This is a genomic window from Actinopolyspora xinjiangensis (assembly GCF_900104475.1).
GTDB classification, from domain to species: domain Bacteria; phylum Actinomycetota; class Actinomycetes; order Mycobacteriales; family Pseudonocardiaceae; genus Actinopolyspora; species Actinopolyspora xinjiangensis.
In genome coordinates, this window is record NZ_FNJR01000002.1 from 450047 (window position 1) to 472608 (window position 22562).

Genomic DNA, 22562 nt, shown 5'->3' on the forward strand with positions numbered 1-22562 from the left:
GCTGAGAAAGTCTTACCGGGAGTGGATCAGGTGTCCTTGGTGGCCATCCGTGCCACCGCCGCGGAGAAGCCCAACAGGATGTAGCACCCGGCGCGCCACAATCCGCTCAACAGGTCGGTCGTGCGGATCGGATCACTCAGTACGTCGCTGATGGAGTACCAGTCGGTGGTGATGAGGACCGGTTTCAGCCAATCGAGCGAGGGAATCGCCTCCAGCACGCCGAACACCACCAAGGCTCCCACCGTGGCGATGAGTACCAGCAGTGAGTGCTCGGTCGTCGAGGAGATCGCCAGGGCCACCGCCCCGACAGCCGCCATCTGCACCGCGCACCATCCGGCGGCCAGCGCGACCCTGCCCAGGGCTTCTCCCAGTGGGAGAGTGGTTCCGGACAGAGTGACCAGACCGTCGCCGCCCACGATCAGCAGACCGGTGAGCACGCCGCTCAACACCACCACACCGATGGCGAGCAGCACCATCATCAGCACGCCGAGGGCCTTGACCACCACCAGTCGGACTCTTCCGACGGGTGCCAGCAGCAGGCCGCGCAGCGTGCCGTTGGCCGCTTCACCCGCCAGCCCGTCGGCGGCCACCATCGCGATGATCAGCGGAAGCAGCAGGTTCTGCGTCAGCATCAGACTGAGCACGGGGAGTACCATCCCGTTCCCCACTACCGCGGCGAACAGCCCCGAGCCGCCGCCAGGACCACCGGTGATGGTGATCACCGTTCCGATGAGAACGGGAAGCGCCGCCAGCCCGAGCAACGCGAGCAGATTGCGCGGTCTGCGCAGTACCCATCCCAGCTCCGATCCCACCACCCGTCCGAACGGAGCGGAGTGGTGCTGTCTGATCCCGCTGGGAAGTTCGACCCGCGAGGCCGTCCCCGTCATGTTTCCCCCTCGGTGAGTCGAGCGAAGATCTCCTCCAACCCGGCTCGGTCGCGCCGCGCCTCGTACACGCCGACCCCGGCCCGTACCAGTGCCGCGATCACCTCGGGGGAGTCGGTCCCGGAGAGCTCCACCCGCAGCTCTCCTCCCTCCACACGAGCGGGAACACCGAGCTGCCGGAGCGCTTCCAGCCCTGATTCGTTGTCGGAGACACTGACCAGCAGGTTCGGTCCGCCGGACTCCAGCAGGGTCTTCAATTCCCCCTGGGCGATCAGCGTTCCGCCCTGCAGCACGGCCGCGTGGGTACAGGTGGCTTCCACCTCGGACAACAGGTGCGAGGAGACCACCACCGTCGTTCCGTTGGCGTGCAGCTCCGCGATGATCCGGCGCACTTCCCTGGTTCCGGCGGGGTCCAGCCCGTTCGTGGGCTCGTCGAGCACCACGAGTTCACGCGGGACGAGCAGGGCCGCGGCCAGGCCGAGCCGTTGTTTCATCCCCAGCGAGTAGGAGCGGTACCTGCGTTCCGCCGCCCCGGCGAGCCCCACCCGTTCGAGAGCCTGCTGTACCGCGCCGCGCACGTCCGCGCCGAACAGCGCCGGCTCCATGGCGGCGCAGCGCAGCAGGTTCCGGCGGCCGGACAGAAACGGGTGAAAGCCCGGTCCCTCCACCAGGGCTCCCACGAACGGGAGTGCCCGGCCCGTCTGTTCCGGGACGCGGTGCCCGAGCAGCTCGACGGAACCGGCGGTCGGTTCGGTCAGCCCGAGCAGCATCCGGATCGTGGTGGTCTTGCCCGAACCGTTCGGGCCGAGCATGCCGAGCACCGCGCCGCGTGGAACCGACAGGTCCACATCGGCGACCGCCACGGTGCCGCCGTAGGTCTTGCGCAGCGCACTGGTACACAGTGCGGGTTCCGGTTCGTCCCACCCGGAGGCGGGGACCGTCGCGGTCCCCGCCTCGGTGGCGTCAGCGGTGCCACTCATCAGGAATCCCGCAGCGCCTCGATCAGTACCTGTTGGGGAACCGCACCGGCCGCCACTCGGCCGTCCGAGGTCAGCACCGCCGAACCGACGGAGCTGTTGATCACCCAACCGTGGCCCCACGAGCCACTGATCGGGGAGCCGACGCGTTCGGCCATGGCGCGGGGGCCGGTGGAACCGGTTCCGCGCTGTTCGTCGTCGTCCGTCTTCCGGCCGGACGGCGAGCTCATCGTGCCCTCCGGCAGTCGGCTCAGCACCACGGTGTCCCAGCCGTCACCCTCGATGCGGGGAGACGTTATCCCGCTCCTGCCGGAACGCGGGGTATCGGGCTTCGTGGTGTCGGGCTTCTCGGCTGTGCGGACCCGAGCGTTCTCGGGTGGGGTGAACTGGAACAGCTCCGCGTCCTGCGGTCCGGTGCTCAGTTCGGAGAACCCGGCCCGCAGCGCGGGCTCGCTCGAACCGTTCGCGTTGACCTCCACGCGCAGTGGAATCCGGTCCTCGGCGTCGACGGCGATCCGGACCTCGCGCAACTTGGTGCGCTCGTCCGGTTTCGGGGTCAGTACCAGCTCGTAGGCGTCCCGTCCCGCGACGCTCGCGGTGCCGTCCACCCGTACGGCGCTGGTCTCCCGCAGTTTCCCGACGAGTCGCTGGGCGATCTCGCCGGGCTCGGCCCCGGTGCTCGGCTCCGGCCGTTCCACCTCCGTCTCCTCGGAGTTGGGGTGCTTGACCACGGTGCGCTGCGCGGAGTCCCACTTCCACACCGTGTTGCCGTCGTCGACCACGGTGGTCTCGCCGTTGCCCGAGGGGATCGAGAGCCGCTGCCGCTGCTGCCCGTCGTACCAGACCCGCAGCGACTTGTCGCCGCCGGACAACAGCTCCCCCGTCTCACCGGTTCCGGGAAGCGCGGGCAGACCGAGCTCGTTGTGCACGGTAACTCTGCCCGCGAGCGCGGGCGGGTCCGACTCCATCACCGAGGCGACCAGTTCGTCGGCGGAGACTTGCGGAAGCCGAGGATTCTGCGCGCCCGCGGGCAGGGCGAGCGAGGTGAGCCCGAGCGCCCCAGCGGCGATCCCGGCCGACGCGGTAAGCGCGATGTTTCTGCGTCTCATCCGGTTCCCTTCGAGTTCCTTCGGGTGTGATCGACACCCACCCTGCACCCCTGTCGCTGAGATGATCCTGAGAATCGGTCCCGGTCCCGGCGGCCAGGGGATACGTGCGGAGGTGCTCCGCGCCGCCGTCCGGCCGGTCCGGGAAACGAAAGCCGAGAGTGCGATGCGTTACCCGCGATGTTACGGGCATGCTGAAAGCCGTGAACCATGAGAGCACTCCCGTCCGGGTACTGGTGGTCGACGACGAAGTGGGGGTTCGGACCGCTCTCCGCCGTGGTCTGTCCGCCGAGGGGATGGAGGTCACCGTCTGCGCCGAGGGCCACGAGGCGCTCCAGCTTGCAGCTACGGGCGCGTTCGACGTCGTGCTGCTGGACGTGCTGCTTCCCGGCCTGTCCGGGTACCGGGTGCTGGAACGCTTACGGGAGCGGGGGGTACACACACCGGTCCTGCTGGTCTCGGCCAAGGACGGGGAGTTCGACCAGGCGGACGGCCTCGACCTGGGAGCCGACGGCTACGTGGTCAAACCCTTCTCGTTCGTGGTGCTGGCTGCTCAGGTGCGGGCGCTGGTTCGCAGGGTGGGGGATTCCGGCCCCGGGGGACAGGACACCCTCAGGGTCGGCGAACTGGAGATCGACCGCTCCGGGCGCAAGGTCAGTTGGGCGGGAGACCCGATCGCGCTCTCCCCACGGGAGTACAAACTGCTCGTGGCACTGGCGAGCCGGCCCGGCACCGTGCTGACCAAGGAGGACCTGCTGCGGGCTGTGTGGGGCAACGACCAGGAGGTCACCCGCAACGTGGTTGAGGTCTACGTCGGTTACCTGCGACGCAAGCTCGACGCCGTCGGTGCGGGGGAACTGGTGGAGACGGTGCGGGGCCACGGCTACCGGGTGGTCCTCGACTGAGGGACCCGGTTCGTTCGTTTCCGGTCACACGAACCGTCGCGCCGTCACCCGGCTCGGCGGACGCGAAGGGCACGGTGTGTCATGACCACGCGATTCCGCCTCGGGACGAGGTGGAGCCCGAAGTCCTGGTGGAGACGCCGGACCGTGCAGTTCCGCACCGGCTTCGTGGCCGTGTTCGCCTCGCTGCTCGGCCTGTCCGTGATCGTCGCGATCAGCGTCGGGTTCATCGGGCTGCTCTCGTTGGAGTCCGTGGACGCGAGACTCCGGTCGGAGGCGGGGGTCGCGGCGGACGGCGTGACGGCGGGCACCGCGCCCGCTCGGGTAGCCGGGGACGGCGTGCGGGTGCTCGACACCGCCGGTGAGCCGGTGGACGGCATGGGCGAGACCGCGCTTCGCCCCTGGGAGATCAACCGTCTGAAGGCGGGCAGGGGCGTCACCCGTGCCGCGGGTGGGGGCTCACAGGGGTCGGGGGTTCGCTGGGTGGGCCGTGTGGTGGCCGACCCGAGCGGCAAACCCCTGTTGGTGTTGGCTCGGACGGACCTGTCCGCTTATCGCGACGTTCGCGTCACCGCCAATCGGGTTCTCGGGATCGGCTCCCTGGGGGTCGCCCTACTGGTGGGGACGGCTACCTGGTTGGCGGTACGCGGCGCGCTGCGTCCGGTGCGCCGGATGCGCCTGGCCGCGGCGGAGTTGCCGATCGGGGAGCGGTTGCCGGTTCCGGAGGCCGACGACGAGCTGCGTTCGTTGGCGCTGGCGACCAACGACATGTTGGCCCGGCGTGACGCCGACACCGAGCGGATCCGCAGGTTCACGGGGGACGCGGCGCACGAGTTGCGCAATCCGGTGAGTTCGATCCGGGCGCAGGCCGAGGTCGCCGTGGTGCACCCCGACCCGGAGCTGGCCCAGGAGACCCTACGGCAGATCGAGGAGGAGGCCCGGAGGCTCTCCGAGTTGGTGGAGAGCCTGCTGGCCCTGGCCCGCTCGGACACCGCCGCTCCGCCCGAGGCCCGGCCGGTGGAGCTCGTGGCGGCCGCCCGCCTGGTCGTGGACCGGATGAACACGGCCGGGGTCGAGCCCCGGGTGCGGCTGAACGCGCCGCTGTCCACCGTGACCGTGCTTTCCACTCCCACCGAGATCGCCACCGTCCTGGACAACCTGGTGGCGAACGCGCTGCGTCACGCGCGGGCGCTCGTCCGTGTATCCGTGCTTCCCACATCCAGGGGAGCGCGGTTGCTCGTGGACGACGACGGACCGGGAGTTCCGCCGCGGCACCGGCCCCACGTCTTCGACAGGTTCTACCGCGCCGAACCCGATCGCACCCGTGGCGGTGGAGGTTCGGGGCTGGGGTTGGCGCTGGTGGCCGAGCTGGTCGGACGACGCGGTGGAACTGTACGGGTGGGGACCTCCCCCGAGGGGGGAGCCCGTTTCGAGGTGCGGCTGCCCGTCCGGTGAAGTTCCGGCGACCGAATGGGCGACGGCCCTGGTTCTTCCCACCTCGCGTGGTGGGCGGACACCGGCGATCACGCCGTTTCCGAACCGTCCCGTTGGGGGCAGCGGCGAGGTGAGCCGGTGGCCGGTCCGCCCGGCGACGTTCTTTCGAACCCGGGTGGCCCGTGTCGTCGCGGTGCGGGGCAGGATGCCCGTCGTGCTGGAACGTACTTTCGCGATGGCTGCGCCGCTCCGAACGGTGGCCGCGGCGCTGCGGCACACTCGCACGGTGACCACCAACCTCGGTGCGGTCGCGGAGGACCCGGCCGTGCCGGTGGGTGAACTCCTGCTGGCGGGCGACCGATTCCCCGTCGCCACCGGGGCGGCCGGTGACGCCCCCGCGCTCGAGGGAACGGTCTGCCGGGCGGATGAGACCGCCGTGGAACTGCGGTTCGACTCCTCCGCCGGGCGTTCGGGACGGGTGCGGTTCGAACCGAGAGAGCCGGAGTCGGGGGCACGGAGCCGCTGTGAGGTACACCTCATCCTCTCGGAGGCTCCCGAGTGGTTGCTTCCCAGGCTCGACGGCTACCTGGAAGCGGTGCGGGAACTCGCCTCGAAGTGGTCCATGAGGCAGATCGTGGTGGGAGCGGCGCTCGTCGAGGACGGGATGCTGTTGGCCCAACAGCGGCACTATCCGGCCGTTCACGCGGGCAGGTGGGAACTTCCCGGCGGCAGGGTCGAGCCGGGTGAGAGCGAGTCGGAGGCGGTGGTGCGGGAGTGCCGTGAGGAGCTGGGCACCGAGGTCCGAGCCCTGGAACGGCTCGGGACCGATGTCCCGCTGCTCGGTGGTTCCGGAATGTCGTTGCGAGTTCTGGCGGTGTGCCGTGTCGCGGGGGCGCGGCTCCCCCTACCGCTGGAGCACCGGGCGCTGCGCTGGGTGGGCGGTTCCGAGCTGGCCGGGTTGCCGTGGCTGGAGGCGGACCGGTTGCTGCTCGATTCGCTGCGCGCGCTGTTGAGTTCCGGTTCCGAGCCTCAAGATCCGAAATAGTACGAATCAGATTCATGATTGTATTTCGGATTTGCCTGAAATGTTCTTCGGGGTTGGTCGAATGGTGTGGCGTTGTACTCCATTGCTCGTCACGGTTGTCGATCGGCGCTATCGTGAAAGAATGTACGTAGTTCTGGTGCATTACACGGCCCCGTTGGCGGATGTGGACGCGCTGTTGGCGGATCACTCCGAGTGGTTGTCCCATCATCAAGACGCCGGTGACTTCATCGCGGCGGGAAGGCGCCACCCCCGGACGGGTGGGGTCATCATCGCCCGGTCGATGTCGCGTGGACAGCTGGACGCCGTCCTGGCGACCGATCCGTTCGTCGTGCACAAGGTGGCCACGCAGGAGGTGATCGAGTTCCAGGCGCTCCGAACCATCCCCGAACTGGCAGACTACGCCGACCATCTGACCCCGGCGGAGTGACCGGTGGGCCTCCTCGGTGCGCGGCTCCGCCCGCGGTGGTGCCGGGTTCCGAGGTGGCCACGAAGCGGGTCAGGGCGACGCCGGTGGTTCCGGTGGTTCGGGCTTCGCGGCGCGCGACGACTGTGAGGCCGGATCACCAGGGGCGGTTAGGTGTCGTTCGCCGCTTCGGACGGGGTTCCGGAGGTGGCGTCGTTCGCGGAGCTTCCGCGGGCCGCATCCGTGCGAAGACCGGCGACCGCGGGTGAGGATGTCCCGCGGCGGGTCATTCTGCGGACGTTTCGGCCGCCTTTTTCGTTTCCTTCTTTTTGTTCTTCTTCCGGGCCTTTTCGGCTTCTTCCGCCTTGGACTCCCGCAGGGCCTCGCGGAGTACCACGATCGGACAGCGTTTGCACGCCGGCTTCGAGTGGCAACACTTTCGTTTCACCTTGATGGTGTCTTTTTTCTTTCCCACGTGGTCCTCCTGCCGGGGCGACGGTCAAGAGTGAGGATAGGCGAACCTAACCCCGCTGGGTCAACAGTGGCCCCGGGGTGTTGAGCCACACGACCGGACGATCACCGTGGTGCACTACGCTGGGGGTGGGAAGAAACAGGCCGTCGGAGCGAGCACTCCGCCAGCGTGTGATCACGAGTTCGAATCAGCGGCGGCCACGCCCGCCGGTTCCGTCGCAGGCGAACCGCCGGGGCGGTTTCCGAAACGACGCCGTTACCACGACCCGTACGACAGCCAGGAGTTCCTGCGTGTCCGCCACCAGTGTCGCCAGCCCGAACCAGCGCACCCGTACCGATCTGCGCAACATCGCGCTCGTCGCGCACGTCGACCACGGCAAGACCACCCTGGTGGATGCCATGCTCCGGCAGTCCGGCGCGTTCTCCGAGCGCACCGAGCCCGTCGATCGCGTGATGGACTCCAACGACCTGGAGCGCGAGAAGGGCATCACGATCCTGTCCAAGAACACCGCGATCCGGCGGGTGACCCCGGAAGGGGCGGTGACCATCAACGTCATCGACACGCCCGGCCACGCCGACTTCGGTGGCGAGGTGGAACGCGGCCTGTCGATGGTCGACGGCGTGATGCTGCTGGTCGACGCCAGCGAGGGGCCGCTGCCCCAGACCAGGTTCGTGCTGCGCAAGACCCTCGCGGCCGAACTCCCGGTGATCCTGGTCGTCAACAAGGTGGACCGCCCGGACTCCAGGGTCGCCGAGGTGGTCGACGAGACCCACGAGCTGCTGCTGGAGCTGGCCGCCGAGGTCGGCGCCGACGAGTCGGTGCTGGACATCCCGGTCGTCTACGCCTCGGCGAGGTCGGGGCGTTCCGACCTGACCGCACCCGCGCTGGGCGAGGTCCCCGACAACGACCTCACCCCGCTGTTCGACACGTTGCTCGAACACGTTCCCGCGCCGAAGGGCGATCCGCGGGCCCCGCTGCGCGCGCTGGTCACCAACCTCGACGCCTCCTCCTTCCTCGGCCGGATCGGCATGTGCCGGATTCACGCCGGTGAGCTGCGTAAGGGTCAGACCGTCGGGCTGTGCCGCGAGGACGGCACCGTGGAGAAGGTGCGCCTCACCGAGCTCATGGTCACCGAGAACCTGGAACGGGTGAACGCCGAGCACGCCTCCGCCGGTGATCTGGTCGCCATCGCGGGGATTCCCGACATCAACATCGGTGACACCCTGGCGGACCCGGAGAACCCGGACCCGTTGCCCCGGATCACGGTCGATGCCCCGGCCATCTCGTTGACCATCGGCACCAACACCTCCCCCACCGCCGGGCGCAACGGTGGCACCAAGGTCACCGCGCGGCTGGTCAAGAACAGGCTGGACTCCGAACTCGTCGGTAACGTCAGCCTGCGCGTGGTGGACACCGAGCGCCCGGACACCTGGGAGGTGCAGGGACGTGGCGAGCTCGCCCTGGCCGTACTGGTGGAGACCATGCGCAGGGAAGGGTTCGAACTCACCGTCGGCAAGCCCGAGGTGGTGACCAAGACCATCGACGGCAGGCTGCACGAGCCTTTCGAACGGTTGTCGCTGGACATTCCGGAGGAGAACCTCGGCGCGGTGACCCAGCTGCTGGCCACCCGCAAGGGCAGGATGGAAACCATGGACGGGCACGGCACCGGCCGGATCAAGCTCGACTACGTCGTCCCCGCGCGCGGCCTGATCGGTTTCCGCACCGAGTTCCTCACCGAGACCAGGGGCGCGGGGATCGCCAACCACGTCTTCGAGGGCTACCACCCGTGGGTGGGTGAGCTGCGTACCCGCAACAGCGGATCGCTCGTCGCCGACCGTGCCGGGCAGGTCACCACCTACGCCCTGATGCAGCTGTCCGACCGGGGGACGTTCTTCGTGGAGCCGGGTGACGAGGTCTACGAGGGAATGGTGGTGGGGGAGAACCCCAGGCCCGAGGACCTGGACCTCAACATCACCAAGGAGAAGAAGCTCACGAACATGCGTTCGGCGGGCTCCGAGGAACTGGAACGGCTCGCCCGGCCTCGCAAGCTGGGGCTGGAGGAGGCCCTCGAGTTCTGCTCGGCCGACGAGTGCGTCGAGGTGGGCCCCAAGGCGCTGCGGATACGCAAGGTCACCCTGGACGGCACCCAGCGCGGTCGCGAGCGTTCCCGCGCCAAGTCCAGGGACTCGCAGGGCTGAGCTCTCGCGGGGGCGGTCGTGCCCGGTGAGGGGGACCACGGCGACGGTCGGTCCTCCCCCCGGAAAACCCGTCCGCGGATGACGGGCGGCGCCGCCCGTTCCCGGGCGGCGTCCCGGCCTCGTCCGACGGTCCCGGCCGGGGTGTGGCATGGTCGTGGTCGTTCGGAACCACGTGACTTCCGGGCGGCGCGACCGTCGCCCGGGCCTGGGGGCGCGGCGCGGGCCGTGGTTCCGGCCGCATCCGCAACGGAGGTTCGTGCAGCGTGTACCGAGGTCGGCGTCGTGTGAGTCCCGCAGTGGCCCTGCTGTTGGCGTCGTTGGGCGTGCTCTCGGGGTGCACGAACGCACCCCCGCCGCCGGTGGTGGAGTCGACCTCCTCGACTCCCACCTCCGAGCCTCCCACCGAGCCCCCGAAGCCCAAGGTGGTCGTGGCGGGCATCGACGAGTTGCGGGGTGGTTTCAACCCGCACGTGCTGGCGGACCAGTCCCCGGTCACCGACGCCCTCTCCGAGATCATGCTGCCCTCGGTGTTCGTTCCCGGCGAGGACGGCGAACGGGTGCTCAACAGCACGCTGATGGAATCGGCCGAGGTGCTCGAGGACACCGACGAGTTCACCGTGCGGTATCGAATCCGTACCGGGGCCAGCTGGTCGGACGGTCCCCCGATCGCGGCCGAGGACTTCGTCTACCTCTGGGAACAGCTGCGCCGTCAACCGGGCGTTATCAATCCGGTGGGCTACCGGTTGATCTCCGACGTGGAGTCCCGTCAGGGCGGCAAGACCGTGCGGGTCACCTTCGAAAAGCCGTATCCGGGCTGGAAGTCGCTGTTCGACCACCTGTTGCCCGCCCACCTGCTCAAGGACGCTCCCGGCGGGTGGAGCGACACGCTGGACTACGGTTATCCCGCTTCCGGCGGGCCGTTCGCCATCCGCGCGTTCGACCTGGACCGTGGTGAGGTCGTGCTGATGCGCAACGAACGGTACTGGGGTCCCCCTGCCGAGTCCGACCGGATCGTGCTGCGCGCGGCCGACCGTTCGGAGAACCTGAACGCGTTGCGCAGCGGAAACGTGCAGCTCGGAATGTTCACGGCCGATGCCTCCACCATGGAGGCACTGCGCGGTCTGGGGGAGGACATCCAGCTCACCACCATGCCCCGCCCCGTCACCAGCACGTTGCTGCTGCGGCCGAACAGCCCGCAGCTCAGCGATGTCCGAGTCCGCCGCGCCGTGCTGGCGGCGTTGGACCGGCAGGCCCTGGTCGAGGCCGGAACCGGCGGTGGGCCCGCCGCGAACCTCCCCGCTCACGCCCAGGTGCTGGCCCCCTCCCAGCCCGGTTACGTGCCCACCGAGCCCTCCGGAGAGTTCGCCGACGGTCCCGATCCCGAGCGGGTGGCGCGGTTGCTCACCGAGGCGGGCTACGAACACAGTGGGGGAAAATGGATACGGGACGGAGCGCCGTTGAATCTGGTCATCGCGGCCCAGTTCCGCGAGACCTCCTACGAGGCCGTCGCCAACAGCGTGGCGGACCAGCTCAACGCGCAGGACATCAGCACTACCGTCGTCACCCCCAAGGGCGATGAGCTCTACCGCACCATGCTCGCCACCGATCCCGGAGTGCAGGATCCCCCGCGCTCCGCTGGTATCGACCTGGCGGTCGCCGCCCGACCGGTCAGCGCCGACTCCGCCGCGACCATGGCGGCGCAGTGGGGGTGCCCGGCGGTCGATCCCGACACGGGGCGGACCTCCGAGTTCAACATGGCCGGCTTCTGCGACCAGCTGCTGCAACCCACGATCGAGGCGGCCGTCACCGGCGAGGTCCCTTTCCGCAGAGCCTCCGAGCGGGTCGAACCGACCCTGTGGTCCGGCGCGGTCGCGTTGCCCCTCTACCAGGAGGCGCAGGTACTGGCCGTGAGCCGGGAGGTCAGTGGAGTCCGCGACGGTGCCGGATTCGCCGGGCCGTTCAGCAGTGTGGGGGAGTGGGTGGGCGCCCCGGGCGAAAGCTACGACTGGTGAGCCGTGAAAACCGGTGGTCCCGCCGGGCGGAGTCGGATAGGTTCCCCCACGACGCCGTCGAGTCGTAAGGAGCGGGCCGTCTTGTCCTCGCAGACCGCCGGAGCACAACCGCACGAGTCCGCCGGGAGATCGGAGTCGGGGAACGCCGAACTCCGTGGCCTGCGCTGTGTCAGGTGCGGGCGGCTCACACCTCCTCTGGAGGGCACCGAGGGCTGCGCCGACTGCCGTGCCGAGGGAGTGCCCGCCGCGCTGCTGGCGGAACACGACCTCACCGGCGTGGACGGTGCGGAGCTGGTGGCCCGCTGGTCGCGGCGACGTGACGGCATGTGGTCCTACCGCGAGCTGTTGCCGGTGCCCCACGAGCACGCGGTGACCCTGCGCGAAGGGGCCACCCCGCTCGTGCCGCTGGCTTCGAAGGCGTACGAGGGGCAGCACCGGGTGCTGTTCAAGGACGAGCGCCGCAACCCCACCGGCAGCTTCAAGGACCGGTTCTACAGCGCCGCCGTCTCCTGGGCCGCGCGTCGCGGTTTCGGGACCGTCGCGCTGGCCTCCAGTGGTAACGCCGGTGTCTCCGCGGCCGCCTACGCCGCGTTGGCGGGGTTGGACTGCGTGGTGGTGACCGCTCCCGACATCGCCGACACGTGGCGCGGGCTCATCGAGCTGCACGGCGGGCGCCCGGTGCGCGCCGCCGACGTCGACGACAGGTGGAACCTGCTCCGCAGCAGGGCCGAGGCCGAGGGCTGGGCGGTCCTGACCAACACCTCGACCGTCCCGGTGAGTAGCCTCTGGGTCGGCATCGAGGGCTACAAGACGATGGCTTACGAGATCGTGGAAGAGCTCGGCGACGCACCCGAGGCGGTGGTCGTGCCCGTCTCGCGCGGGGACGGTTTCGCGGGGCTGTGGGCGGGTTTCCGCGAGCTGTGCGCGCTCGGCATCGTCGGGAAGCCACCCCGCATGATCGCCGCCGAGCGCTACCCCTCGTTGTCCACGGCGCTGCGGCGGGACCTGGCGCTGCCTCCCGAACAATCGGTTGACCCGGACTCGCTGGCTTCCTCGATCGGCAACCCGCAGGGCACGGTCATGTCCCTGCGGGTGCTGCGCGAGTCGGGTGGTACCGCGATCCCGTGCTCCGAGGAGGAGCTGCGCGCCGCCGCCGACCGGCTCGCCCGCGCCGGAGTCGCGGCCGAACTCAGCTCCGCGGCGCCGCTGGTGGCCGCCGACCGGCTGTGGCGCGACGGCGAGCTCACCGCCGGGGACCGCGTCGTGACCGTGATCACCTCGCAGGCCTCCCACCAGCCCGCCGGGTTGCCCTGAGCCGTGCGGCGTTCCGCGAAGCGGTCGGCGCGACCGGTGGAGCGGGTACGGCGATCGGGCGTCGGATGGGACCGCGCGGCTGAGCATCCAGGCGGTCGTCCCCCGGGACGGTGGCACGGAGTCCTAACCTGGACCGGTGACGTTGACGACTGCACCGAGTCTGCTGCTGGTACACGCCCATCCGGACGACGAGACCCTCTGGACCGGCGGCACCATCGCCCGCTACGCGGCCGCCGGAGCACGCGTGACCCTGGTCACCTGCACGCTGGGGGAGGAGGGCGAGGTGATTCCCGGCGAACTGCGCGGGCTGGCCTCCGACCGGGCCGATCAACTCGGGGGTTACCGCATCGGCGAACTGAGTCGTGCGTGCGCCGCGCTCGGGGTCACCGAGCAGCGTTTCCTCGGCGGCATCGGGCGTTGGCGTGATTCCGGGATGGTCTGGCAGGAACACGGCAAGACGGCCACCGCCGCCCCCCGTACTCACCCACGTGCCCTGGTGGCGGGTGATCCCGCCGAGCAGTCCGCCCAGTTGGAAGCCGTGCTGCGCGAGGTGCGTCCCCAAGTGGTGGTCACCTACGCCTCGGACGGTGGTTACGGTCATCCGGACCACGTCCGGGCGCACGAGCTGACCGTGGCCGCCGTTCGGCGGGTCCCGGAGGTTCGCAGGCTGTTCTACGCCACCCCCTCCGCCGCGGACCTCCACGAGGGGCTGCGACGGCTCGCCGGTGTCGCCGAGCTGCCGTTCCCTCTCCCCACCGCCGACCAGCTGCCCGCCGTGGATCCGGCCGGGATCACCACGGCGGTGGACATCGCAGACCGGCTTCCCGCCAAACTGGCCGCGCTGCGAGCGCACCGCACCCAGGTCCGGGTCTGGAGCGACGGTGCAGCGGACGGTAGCGGGACCGCCGCCTACGCGCTGTCCAACGGGATCGGTCAGCCGGTGTCGTCCACCGAGTACTACACGCTCGGGTACGGGGACGGGACGGCTCCGACCACTGATCTGTTCGGCGGACTGGAGACGACTTCGGAGCGGACGGGAAGCGGCGATGAGTGAGTCCACGACCAAGGGGACGGATCACGGGCTGGTCGCGCTGCTGTCGCTGGACGCGTTTCTGCTGGCGGTGCTCGAACTGTTCTTCCTGCCCTCCTACCTGGGGAGCGTGCAGTTCCCGATCACGGCGGCGGTGGCGGCGGTGACCAATCCGCTGTTGGTCGCGGTGTCGGCACGGGTCTCCGCCAACGGTCCGTCCTCCTGGGCTCCCGTCCTGGTGTGGTTCCTCACCGTGTTCGTGCTGGGAGTGTTCGGGCCGGGAGGGGACGTACTGCTGCCAGCCCAGGACTGGCGCAGCTACCTGCTGATCGCGGCCGGGGTGTTGCCCGCCGCCGCGATGATCGGCATCGTCAGGAACGATCCGCCCCGGTCGAGGTGAGCGGCGATGGCCGAGGTGATCACCGACGAACGACTCGCCGAGATGCTGCGACCGTTCGTGCGCGCCTGCGATCCGGTGCTGAGCGCGTTGCGGGAGTCCGACCCCTTCCGCCTGCGCGGCGGGTTCGATCGGCGACCCGGCGGGGACGCCGTCGGCGCGGGCGGGGAGACGTTCGGCGAGCTCGAACCGGTAGGGGACGGCCGGAATGGCGCGGACGCGGTGAGCGGCGCCCGGCGGGGGAGCGTCGCCGGGCCGCTGCGTCGGCTCGACGGGATGCGGCTGCCCGGCAGTTCGGCGTGGGACGCGATGACCGTGGCACAGCGCTGCGACTGGTGGTCGGTGCGGGTCGGCGGGTTCCTCGCCGCGATCGTGGGGCTGCCCCGGTTCGGCGGTGTCGTCACCTCCAAGCTGCCGCTGCGCGACGCGTTGGGAACGGTGGCGCAGGGCCTCGTGATCGTGGCGGTGGCCGGTGAGCACGGGCTGCACGACCGGGCGGAGCAGGTCAGGCTGATCGCCCACGTGCTGCTCGACCGCGACATCCCTCGGGAGGCCGCCGAGGGTGGTGACCGACAGCGTCGGGAGGACGAACGGCGGGCGGCAGAGCTCAGCGGTGAGCTGCGGCGAGCCGCGCGGCCCCGCGCCGGGGCGCTCGTCAGGGCGGTGTGGCGAATGGCACGCGCGCTCCGGGAGGTCCATGCCGCCCTGGACGCCCGCCCGCAGGGCGCGCTGCGCCACGAGGTGCTCGGATCGCTGCCCGTAGTCGGTGTCGTCGGTGGCTACCTGGGAGAACGTGCCGCGTTCCGAACCATCGCGAGGAAGGCGAGCGGATGGATCAGCGAGCGCGGTAAGCTGTCAACCGGCTGAGCGTCGACGACTCCAGCGTGAGCTCGCGGCCGTTTACCGGTACGCGCGGGGCCGAGTACCCTGATCGGGGCTCCCGCGCTGTGGAACCGCCTATGTGTACGGGACGCTTCCGAGGGATACTGGCGGCATCCGCGCGGTGTCCGGCGCGGGACGAGAAAACGTACCAGGCAGGAGAGCAATCGTGACCTACGTGATCGCCGAGCCGTGCGTCGACGTGCTCGACAAGGGGTGCATCGAGGAATGCCCCGTCGACTGCATCTACGAGGGCGGGCGGATGCTCTACATCCACCCGGACGAGTGCGTCGACTGCGGTGCCTGTGAGCCGGTCTGCCCGGTCGAGGCCATCTACTACGAGGACGACGTTCCCGAGGAGTGGGCCTCCTACACCCAGGCCAACGTGGACTTCTTCGACGACCTGGGCTCGCCGGGCGGCGCGGCCAAGGTCGGGAAGATCAACAAGGACGTCGAGCCCGTGTCCAGCCTGCCCCCACAGGGCGAATGAGCGTCGACGGCACGTCGGGCGGGGTCGCGGTCACCGGGCAACAGCCGTCCGAACCCCGTGGGGTCCGGCTGCCCGAGTTCCCGTGGGACTCGCTCGCGTCGGCCGGTGAACTGGCGCGTTCCCACCCCGACGGGGTGGTCAACCTGTCGGTGGGGACTCCCGTCGACCCGGTGCCGCCGCCGCTGCGCGACGCCCTGGCGGCGGGGTCGGACTCGCCCGGCTACCCGGCCACGCACGGCACGCCGGAACTGCGCTCCGCCGCCGTCGAGGCGCTGCGGCGGCGGCACGGGGTGACCGGGCTCGACCCGGAGGCCGTGCTGCCCACGATCGGTTCCAAGGAGTTCGTCGCCTGGCTGCCCACCCTGCTGGGAGTGCGCCCCGGTGACGTCGTCGCGATCCCCGAACTGGCCTACCCCACCTACGAGGTCGGAGCGCGGCTGGCCGGTGCGGAGATCGCGCGGCTGGCCCCCGGAGAGGCACCACCGCCGGGGACCGCCCTGGTGTGGTTGAACTCGCCGTCCAATCCCACCGGACGGGTCGACGGCGCCGCGACGCTGGCCGAGTCGGTGCGCGCGGCGCGCGAGGTCGGCGCTGTGGTGGCCTCCGACGAGTGCTACCTGGACCTGGGCTGGCGGACCGAGCCCGTGTCCGTGCTGGACCCGAGGGTGGCCGGAGAACGGCCTGACGGGGTGCTGGCGGTGCACTCGTTGTCGAAGACCTCCAACTTCGCGGGCTACCGCGCGGGCTTCGTCACCGGTGATCCGCGACTGGTCGCCGACCTGCTGGAGGTTCGCAAGCACGCCGGGATGATCATGCCTCGCCCAGTGCAGGAGGCCATGACCGTCGCGCTCGGCGACGATGGGCACGTGCGAGAGCAGTACGAGCGCTACCGCGCGCGGCGCGAGCGGTTGTGGGGCGCGCTCGAAACCGCCGGGTTCCGGATCGATTACTCCGAGGCGGGGCTCTACCTGTGGGCGAGCGGCGGTGCGGACGCCTGGAGCACTGTGGACTGGCTGGCCCGGCGCGGGATTCTGGCCGCGCCCGGCACGTTCTACGGACCCGCCGGTCAGCAGCACGTCCGGGTGGCGCTGACCGCCTCCGACGAGCGGGTCGAGGCCGCGGTGCGGCGCCTCACCGGCTAACGGCCGTCGCGGTACCGCGCGTGACCGGTTCCGCTCGGGGCCGGTCGGCCGGGTCGTGGTGTCGTGGCGTGAAGGACCGTGCGGCCGAGCGCTTCGCCGTTGCCGGTCGACGGTGGACGGTCCTCGTCGACATGGCCAGCGGCGGCGGGTTCGTTCGAGACTGCCCGGCGAGCGTCGCGGCGCCTCCGGCTGTGCCCTGACCGGGACCTACCCACACCGGTGATCTTCACTAGAGCTCCAACCGCCGCAGCGTTCGCCACACCGGCCACCAGGCCTCGCGCTGTCGCACCCTCCGGGCACGTGCCCGTTCGGCCAGGCGCCCCGCCACGAACACCGCTTCGGGGTCCGAAGCCATCGTGGGTTCCGAACCGTGCTCATCGTGGTGGGTCAGATACCGCAGCCACTCCTCGGTCACCACGGCGTCCTGGTGCGCTCCGAGCACGTCCTGCAACTTCTCGGCGGCGTCGAGCACCTCCCGAACCGCTCCGTCGAACACCGGCACCGCCAGTTCCGCGCAGTAGCGAAGCCGCTTGGTCTCGATCCGCAGCGCGTGCAGCCCCTCGTCCCGAGGCGGGTCGTCGAGCCGCCGGACGGCGCGTTCGACCTTGCCGAGCCGGTTCCGAACCAGTTCGTACAGCGCCTCGTTCCCCGAGGGCGGATCGGCGGAGGATGGCAAACCGTCGGCGACCGCTTCGCCCAGCGAGCGCAGCAACCGTTGGTAACGATCGCCGCGCATCATCTCCAGCAGCTCGGCACGGGCCGACTCGCGCCGCCGCGCCAACTCGTCGAGCAGCCGGGCGGCCGGTTCCCGTTCGGCCCTGTCGAGTTCCTCGTGCCGCTCGCGCAACTCGGCCAGCTGGACGTCCAGGTCCCGAACCGGTCCCAGGCCGCGCCCCAGCCACCCGAGCTCGGATCGCAGCTCTCGGCACCAGCCCGGTTGCAGCCAGGAACGCCCGGCCTTGAGCACGGCGCGCATCCTGCGAACCGACACCCGCATCCGGTGCAGGTCCTCGGGATCCGCCCCGGAACGCGTCCCGGCCTCGTGCGCCAGCAGCACCCGCGTCCGGGCGTCCAGTGCCGCGCGGACGTGCTCGACGACCGACGCGCCGTGCGCGGCGCGCACCGGCTCGGCGGGCAGACCGATGTCGACCGGATCGGCCCCCGGCGAGGTCCGGTCGCGCGCCGCGTCCCGAGCGTCGGTCGAGGACATGCCGCCATGATAGTGCCGACCAGAGCTTTCCGGCCCGGTTTCCGGGGCGTGTTCGCCGCGATCTCCGGACCGGTGTGCGGCCCGGCTGCGGGTCAGTCGTTGGCGTGCAGCGCGGCGTTCAGCTCCACCTTGCCGCCGGTCCGGGCCACCACCTCGACGGCACCGGTGTTGGAGTTCCGCCGGAACAGCAGCCCGTTCGCGCCGGACAGCTCGGCGGCCTTGGTCAGCTTGCCGTCCTCCAGGGTGACCTTCGTGCCCGCCGTGAGGTACAGGCCGGCCTCCACGACGCAGTCGTCGCCCAGCGAGATGCCGCAGCCGCCGTTGGCGCCGATCAGGCAGCGCTCGCCGACGGAGATCACCTCACGACCACCGCCGGACAGCGTGCCCATGATCGAGGCGCCGCCTCCGATGTCCGAGCCGTCACCGACGACCACGCCAGCCGAGATGCGCCCCTCCACCATGGAGGCCCCCAGCGTGCCGGCGTTGAAGTTCACGAACCCCTCGTGCATCACGGTGGTGCCGCTGGCCAGGTGCGCCCCCAGTCGAACCCGGTCGGCATCGCCGATACGCACTCCCGAAGGGATGACGTAGTCCACCATCCGGGGGAACTTGTCGATGCTGTAGACCGTCACCTCGCCGCGCGAGCGCAGCCGCAGCCTGGCGGCCTCGAAGCCCTCCACCGGGCAGGGGCCGTGGTTGGTCCAGACCGTGTTGGACAGCAGGCCGAACATGCCCTCCAGGCTCTGCCCGTGCGGACGTACCAGTCGGTGGGAGAGCAGGTGCAGCCGCAGGTAGAGGTCGTGAGTGTCGGCCGGTGCGTCCGCGAGTTTCGCGATGCCGGTGCGCACGGCGACCACCTCCACGCCGCGTGCGTCGTCGCGGCCGAGCAGTTCCGCGCCGGACTCCCCCAGCGCCTCGGTGGCCTCGGCGGCGGTCAACCGGCTGCTGCCGACCTGATCGGGCTCACCCAGACGGACCGTCGGGAACCAGGTGTCGAGCACGGTCCCGTCGTCGGTGATCGTGGCGATTCCCACTCCGTGGGCGCCGGTGACCTGCGGATCGGGAGCGGTTGGGCTGCTCATCGTTCTCCAATCGGCTTTGAACTCGGCATTCGAGCCGAGCGAAGAGACTTCCCGGCGTTCGTACGGGCCGCGGCCGGGCCGTGAAAAACGGTAGTCGCCGCGGCCGCACCGGTGTGCGCCGGGCGGTAGGCTGCGTGGCGTGACGCCGCGATTGGATCTCACAGCCGACCCGGTCGAACTCACCGCCGCGCTGGTGGACGTCCCGAGCGTTTCCGGCTCGGAGGCCGAGCTGGCCGACGCCGTCGAAGGGGCGCTGCGTTCGCAGACGCCCGGGTTGGAAGTGGTGCGCAGCGGAAACGCCGTGCTGGCCCGCACCGGTCTCGGGTTGGCGTCCCGGGTGGTGCTGGCGGGCCACCTGGACACCGTTCCCGTCAACGACAACCTCCCGCTGCGCCGTTCCGGCAGCGGGGACGGGGAAGTGCTGCACGGCTGCGGAACGGTGGACATGAAGGGCGGGGACGCGGTGATGCTGCACCTCGCCGCCACACTCGACCGGCCACGACACGACCTGACCTTCGTGTTCTACGACTGCGAGGAGGTCTCCGCCGACCGCAACGGCCTCAACCGCGTCGAGAGCGAGCTTCCCGAATGGATGGACGGTCAGCTCGCCGTGGTGTGCGAACCCTCCGACGCGGCCGTCGAGGCGGGGTGTCAGGGCACCCTCCGTGTCGAGGTGCGTACCCGCGGCGTCCGGGCTCACTCGGCGCGTGCCTGGATGGGCGACAACGCGATCCACGCGGCCGAGCCCGTGCTGCGCAGGCTCGCCGAGTACACCCCGCGTCGGCCCGAGGTCGACGGACTGCGTTTCCACGAGGGGCTGCAGGCGGTCGGCATCAGCGGTGGTGTCGCGGGCAACGTCGTACCGGACGAGTGCGTGGTCACCGTGAACCACCGCTTCGCCCCGGACACCTCGCTGGACGAGGCCGAGCGGCGGGTGCGGGAGCTCTTCGACGGCTTCGAGGTGACCGTGGTCGACGCGGCGCGGGCCGCGCACCCGGGGCTGGCCGAGGAGACGACGAGCGAACTCGTGCGGGCCTCGGGGACTTCCCCGGTCGCCAAGTTGGGGTGGACCGACGTGGCGCGGTTCGCCGCTCGGGGGATGCCCGCGGTGAACTTCGGCCCCGGCTCGCCGACGCTGGCCCACACCCAGCAGGAGAACGTGGCGGCCGCCGACATCCGGCACTGCGCCGAGGTGCTGCGGCGGGCGCTGGGCGCCGACGAGCGGGGCTGAATCGGCGGGCGCTCAGGTGGGGCCGGAACGCGCCGTCTCCGGTCGCTCCCCGTGCCGCTGGGACTGCTCCGGGACGGGCGAGGGGGCGGCCTCCGATCCGGGGGCCTCGCCCCGGCCGACGGCGCCCGCTCCGGTTTCCTCCGGCAGTTCGTGAGGCCCGGTGGCGGCCGGGGTCGGTTGTTCGGCGCTCTCGGAGAGGTCGGCTCCGGCGCCTTCTTCCGCCGAGGTGTCCGTGGCCGCTTCGCCCTCCCCGGCCGAGCCCTCGCCGGTGTGGTCCACGAAGCGCAGCAGCTCGACCGGGAAGGGAAGCACGAGGGTGGAGTTCTTCTCGGCGGCGACCTCGACGACGGTCTCCAGCAGTCGCAGTTGCAGCGCCGCCGGGGTCCGCTCCATCACCGAAGCGGCCTCCGAGAGCTTCCGGGACGCCCGGAACTCGCCGTCGGCGGAGATGATCCGCGAACGCCGCTCCCGTTCCGCCTCGGCCTGGCGCGCGATCGAACGCTTCATCGCCTCGGGCAGCGAGACGTCCTTGATCTCCACCCTGTCGATGTGCACTCCCCAGTTCAACGCGGGACTGTCGATCATCACCTCCAGTCCCTGGTTGAGCTTCTCCCGGTCCGACAGCAGGTCGTCCAGGTCGCTCTTGCCGATGATCGAACGCAGTGACGCCTGGGCCACCTGCCCCATGGCGAACAGGTAGTCCTCCACGTTGATGACCGCTCGGGTCGGGTCGGTGACGTTGAAGTAGACGACCGCGTCCACCCGCACCGTCACGTTGTCCCTGGTTATGCCCTCCTGAGCTGGTACCGGCATCGTGATGATCTGCATGTTGACCTTGCGCAGCCGATCGACCGCGGGAACTATCGCCGTCAGTCCCGGCTGCCTGACGTCGCGTCGCAGCCGGCCGAAGCGCAGCACCACACCTCGTTCGTACTGCCTGATGATCCGCACACTGGAGGCCGCGAGGAGCGCGAGAACGACCAGCACGCCGATGAGTACTTCGATGATCATGTCCGACTCCCGCAGAGGCGGTTCTGGTTCCCCGCTCCGGCCGGTGCGCACGGTCGGCGAGTCGGCCCGCCCACGTGAACGGGGACCGGCCGCCGGGAGCGGGGGGCGGTCTCGGAGTCCTCCCCTACCGGTTCGTGCCGAGCCGTGACGGCGGCCCCTCGTTCGGGGCATTCGAGCCGGTGATCGCTGGGGCGGTGCTCCGCCGCGAGCGAACTCGTGGGAACCGCACCCGTGCGGTGGGGCCACGGCTCGCCTGCCATGGATGTTACCCCGGTCACGTCCTCGTGGTGGGGTGACTTTCGGTCGGGCGGCCCAGTGGGTTGGGCCGATCGACCGTCATCCGTCCCGGGGACATCATCTCGGGTTCACGGGGAGTGCATAAGCTCGGTGCCATGACGATCGACGGTCAGCGACACCACGGCCCGGAAGGCAACGGAGCCCAGCACGCCGACGACGGCGAGCAGCAACCGGTGGGGGAGGTCCTCGGGGGTGACGGGGAGTACCCGCACGAGAAGCAGCGTGGTCCGGTGGTGCTGCGTCGATCCCGGATGGGGGAGCCGACCACCACCGACCAGCGACTGCTCGACTCCCGGGGACCGGCCGACTGGGTGCACACCGATCCGTGGCGGGTGATGCGGATCCAGGCCGAGTTCGTCGAGGGGTTCGGCGCGTTGGCGGAGGTGCCCCGCGCCACGACCGTGTTCGGCTCCGCCCGTACCCCCAGGGAGCACGAGGAGTACCAGCAGGGCGTCCGGTTGGGATCGGCCCTGGCGGGCACCGGATCGGCGGTGATCACCGGTGGCGGTCCCGGCACCATGGAGGCGGTCAACCGAGGGGCCTCCGAGGCGGGTGGGCTGTCCATCGGGCTGGGGATCGAGCTCCCCTTCGAACAGGGACTGAACCCGTGGGTCGACCTCGGGGTCAACTTTCGGTACTTCTTCACGCGCAAGACCATGTTCGTCAAGTACGCCCAGGCCTTTGTGTGCCTGCCCGGCGGATTCGGGACCATGGACGAGCTCTTCGAGTCGTTGACCCTGGTGCAGACCAAGAAGGTCACCAAGTTCCCCGTGGTGATGTTCGGACGTTCCTACTGGCAGGGCCTCTACGACTGGATCCGCGACACCATGCGTTCCAGCGGTAAGATCGGTGATCAGGAATTGGGGTTGTTGCACCTGACCGACGACGTCGAGGACGCGGTACGGGTGGTCGAGGAGGCCTACGCGGCCTGGGACGCGACCCACTGACCCGGCTCCTCACCGGGCGCTCGTCGGCCGCTCACCGGGCGGGACCGCGCGCAGGTTCCCGTCCCGGCCGCGGCACCGGGTGGTGACCACGTCGAGTCG

21 protein-coding genes are annotated in these 22562 nt (G+C 70.4%); 14 read left to right on the plus strand and 7 right to left on the minus strand.

Going from position 1 to position 22562, the window contains the following annotated elements:
* Positions 1–26: 26 nt before the first annotated feature.
* From BLQ75_RS04705 to BLQ75_RS04715, 3 genes are read right to left on the minus strand one after another with little or no spacing between them, the layout of a single operon-like run.
* A complete protein-coding gene (locus tag BLQ75_RS04705; protein ID WP_092598219.1) occupies positions 27–887 on the minus strand; it encodes an ABC transporter permease in 861 nt (286 codons plus the stop codon).
* Entirely contained in the window at positions 884–1864 is a 981-nt protein-coding gene (locus BLQ75_RS04710) for an ABC transporter ATP-binding protein (RefSeq protein WP_092598222.1), read from the minus strand. The genes BLQ75_RS04705 and BLQ75_RS04710 overlap by 4 nt, the downstream gene beginning before the upstream one ends.
* The gene (locus BLQ75_RS04715) at positions 1864–2970 is read right to left on the minus strand and encodes a LolA family protein (protein ID WP_092598225.1); all 1107 of its coding nucleotides are present in this window, start codon (positions 2968–2970) and stop codon (positions 1864–1866) included. Before BLQ75_RS04715 ends, BLQ75_RS04710 begins: the two co-directional genes overlap by 1 nt.
* A 188-nt stretch (positions 2971–3158) precedes the next feature.
* Between BLQ75_RS04715 and BLQ75_RS04720 the strand changes: the two genes are divergently transcribed.
* The 4 genes from BLQ75_RS04720 to BLQ75_RS04735 all read left to right on the plus strand — a co-directional run bounded on the left by BLQ75_RS04720 (position 3159) and on the right by BLQ75_RS04735 (position 6775).
* Positions 3159–3872, plus strand: a complete 714-nt coding sequence (locus BLQ75_RS04720) for a response regulator transcription factor (RefSeq protein ID WP_092598227.1) — start codon at positions 3159–3161, stop codon at positions 3870–3872.
* Positions 3873–4016: 144 nt separating this feature from the next.
* Positions 4017–5324: a sensor histidine kinase gene (locus BLQ75_RS04725; RefSeq protein ID WP_244515235.1), complete on the plus strand. Its 1308-nt coding sequence runs from the start codon at positions 4017–4019 to the stop codon at positions 5322–5324.
* Between the two features lie 154 nt (positions 5325–5478).
* The gene (locus BLQ75_RS23755; RefSeq protein WP_211481154.1) at positions 5479–6348 is read left to right on the plus strand and encodes a (deoxy)nucleoside triphosphate pyrophosphohydrolase; all 870 of its coding nucleotides are present in this window, start codon (positions 5479–5481) and stop codon (positions 6346–6348) included.
* Between the two features lie 121 nt (positions 6349–6469).
* Entirely contained in the window at positions 6470–6775 is a 306-nt protein-coding gene (locus tag BLQ75_RS04735; protein ID WP_092598233.1) for a YciI family protein, read from the plus strand.
* Between the two features lie 262 nt (positions 6776–7037).
* On the opposite strand, the gene BLQ75_RS04740 is transcribed toward BLQ75_RS04735, so the two are convergent.
* Positions 7038–7226: a hypothetical protein gene (locus BLQ75_RS04740; RefSeq protein ID WP_092598236.1), complete on the minus strand. Its 189-nt coding sequence runs from the start codon at positions 7224–7226 to the stop codon at positions 7038–7040.
* A gap of 287 nt (positions 7227–7513) precedes the next feature.
* On the opposite strand from BLQ75_RS04740, the gene typA reads away from it, so the two are divergent.
* The 8 genes from typA to dapC all read left to right on the plus strand — a co-directional run bounded on the left by typA (position 7514) and on the right by dapC (position 16685).
* The gene (typA, locus tag BLQ75_RS04745; RefSeq protein ID WP_092598238.1) at positions 7514–9421 is read left to right on the plus strand and encodes a translational GTPase TypA; all 1908 of its coding nucleotides are present in this window, start codon (positions 7514–7516) and stop codon (positions 9419–9421) included.
* Between the two features lie 284 nt (positions 9422–9705).
* A complete protein-coding gene (locus tag BLQ75_RS04750; RefSeq protein WP_244515236.1) occupies positions 9706–11433 on the plus strand; it encodes an ABC transporter family substrate-binding protein in 1728 nt (575 codons plus the stop codon).
* An 81-nt stretch (positions 11434–11514) separates the two neighbouring features.
* Positions 11515–12747, plus strand: coding sequence for a threonine synthase (locus tag BLQ75_RS04755; protein WP_092598244.1), 1233 nt, complete (start codon positions 11515–11517; stop codon positions 12745–12747).
* A gap of 136 nt (positions 12748–12883) precedes the next feature.
* A complete protein-coding gene (gene mshB, locus BLQ75_RS04760; protein ID WP_092598246.1) occupies positions 12884–13801 on the plus strand; it encodes an N-acetyl-1-D-myo-inositol-2-amino-2-deoxy-alpha-D-glucopyranoside deacetylase in 918 nt (305 codons plus the stop codon).
* Positions 13794–14177, plus strand: coding sequence for a hypothetical protein (locus tag BLQ75_RS04765; protein WP_092598249.1), 384 nt, complete (start codon positions 13794–13796; stop codon positions 14175–14177). The genes mshB and BLQ75_RS04765 overlap by 8 nt, the downstream gene beginning before the upstream one ends.
* A 6-nt stretch (positions 14178–14183) precedes the next feature.
* The gene (locus BLQ75_RS04770; protein WP_092598252.1) at positions 14184–15041 is read left to right on the plus strand and encodes a hypothetical protein; all 858 of its coding nucleotides are present in this window, start codon (positions 14184–14186) and stop codon (positions 15039–15041) included.
* A gap of 181 nt (positions 15042–15222) precedes the next feature.
* Positions 15223–15543, plus strand: coding sequence for a ferredoxin (gene fdxA / locus BLQ75_RS04775; protein WP_043577974.1), 321 nt, complete (start codon positions 15223–15225; stop codon positions 15541–15543).
* Complete coding sequence (gene dapC, locus BLQ75_RS04780; RefSeq protein ID WP_092598255.1) at positions 15540–16685, plus strand: succinyldiaminopimelate transaminase; 1146 nt, start codon at positions 15540–15542, stop codon at positions 16683–16685. The genes fdxA and dapC overlap by 4 nt, the downstream gene beginning before the upstream one ends.
* Before the next feature lie 229 nt (positions 16686–16914).
* Here dapC and BLQ75_RS04785 read toward each other — a convergent pair whose 3' ends face one another.
* Positions 16915–17895, minus strand: a complete 981-nt coding sequence (locus tag BLQ75_RS04785) for a CHAD domain-containing protein (protein ID WP_092598258.1) — start codon at positions 17893–17895, stop codon at positions 16915–16917.
* A gap of 92 nt (positions 17896–17987) precedes the next feature.
* A complete protein-coding gene (gene dapD / locus BLQ75_RS04790) occupies positions 17988–18977 on the minus strand; it encodes a 2,3,4,5-tetrahydropyridine-2,6-dicarboxylate N-succinyltransferase (protein WP_092598260.1) in 990 nt (329 codons plus the stop codon).
* Positions 18978–19116: 139 nt separating this feature from the next.
* Here dapD and dapE point away from each other — a divergent pair, with 139 nt between their 5' ends.
* Entirely contained in the window at positions 19117–20208 is a 1092-nt protein-coding gene (dapE, locus tag BLQ75_RS04795) for a succinyl-diaminopimelate desuccinylase (RefSeq protein WP_092598263.1), read from the plus strand.
* A 12-nt stretch (positions 20209–20220) separates the two neighbouring features.
* On the opposite strand, the gene BLQ75_RS04800 is transcribed toward dapE, so the two are convergent.
* Positions 20221–21219 (minus strand): slipin family protein, encoded by a 999-nt coding sequence (locus tag BLQ75_RS04800; RefSeq protein WP_244515237.1) that lies wholly within the window; start codon positions 21217–21219, stop codon positions 20221–20223.
* 392 nt (positions 21220–21611) lie between these two features.
* Between BLQ75_RS04800 and BLQ75_RS04805 the strand changes: the two genes are divergently transcribed.
* The gene (locus BLQ75_RS04805; protein ID WP_211481155.1) at positions 21612–22463 is read left to right on the plus strand and encodes an LOG family protein; all 852 of its coding nucleotides are present in this window, start codon (positions 21612–21614) and stop codon (positions 22461–22463) included.
* The last annotated feature ends 99 nt before the right edge of the window (positions 22464–22562 follow it).

What these genes read in the sequence shown, in the direction of transcription:
- BLQ75_RS04710 (WP_092598222.1), bottom strand. Translation starts at nt 1,864, where the DNA reads ATGAGTGGCACCGCTGACGCCACCGAGGCGGGGACCGCGACGGTCCCC.
- BLQ75_RS04735 (WP_092598233.1), top strand. Translation starts at nt 6,470, where the DNA reads ATGTACGTAGTTCTGGTGCATTACACGGCCCCGTTGGCGGATGTGGAC.
- BLQ75_RS04805 (WP_211481155.1), top strand. Translation starts at nt 21,612, where the DNA reads ATGACGATCGACGGTCAGCGACACCACGGCCCGGAAGGCAACGGAGCC.
- BLQ75_RS04765 (WP_092598249.1), top strand. Translation starts at nt 13,794, where the DNA reads ATGAGTGAGTCCACGACCAAGGGGACGGATCACGGGCTGGTCGCGCTG.
- BLQ75_RS04705 (WP_092598219.1), bottom strand. Translation starts at nt 887, where the DNA reads ATGACGGGGACGGCCTCGCGGGTCGAACTTCCCAGCGGGATCAGACAG.
- BLQ75_RS04785 (WP_092598258.1), bottom strand. Translation starts at nt 17,895, where the DNA reads ATGTCCTCGACCGACGCTCGGGACGCGGCGCGCGACCGGACCTCGCCG.
- BLQ75_RS04770 (WP_092598252.1), top strand. Translation starts at nt 14,184, where the DNA reads ATGGCCGAGGTGATCACCGACGAACGACTCGCCGAGATGCTGCGACCG.
- BLQ75_RS04715 (WP_092598225.1), bottom strand. Translation starts at nt 2,970, where the DNA reads ATGAGACGCAGAAACATCGCGCTTACCGCGTCGGCCGGGATCGCCGCT.
- dapD (WP_092598260.1), bottom strand. Translation starts at nt 18,977, where the DNA reads ATGAGCAGCCCAACCGCTCCCGATCCGCAGGTCACCGGCGCCCACGGA.
- BLQ75_RS04720 (WP_092598227.1), top strand. Translation starts at nt 3,159, where the DNA reads ATGCTGAAAGCCGTGAACCATGAGAGCACTCCCGTCCGGGTACTGGTG.
- dapC (WP_092598255.1), top strand. Translation starts at nt 15,540, where the DNA reads ATGAGCGTCGACGGCACGTCGGGCGGGGTCGCGGTCACCGGGCAACAG.
- BLQ75_RS04800 (WP_244515237.1), bottom strand. Translation starts at nt 21,219, where the DNA reads ATGATCATCGAAGTACTCATCGGCGTGCTGGTCGTTCTCGCGCTCCTC.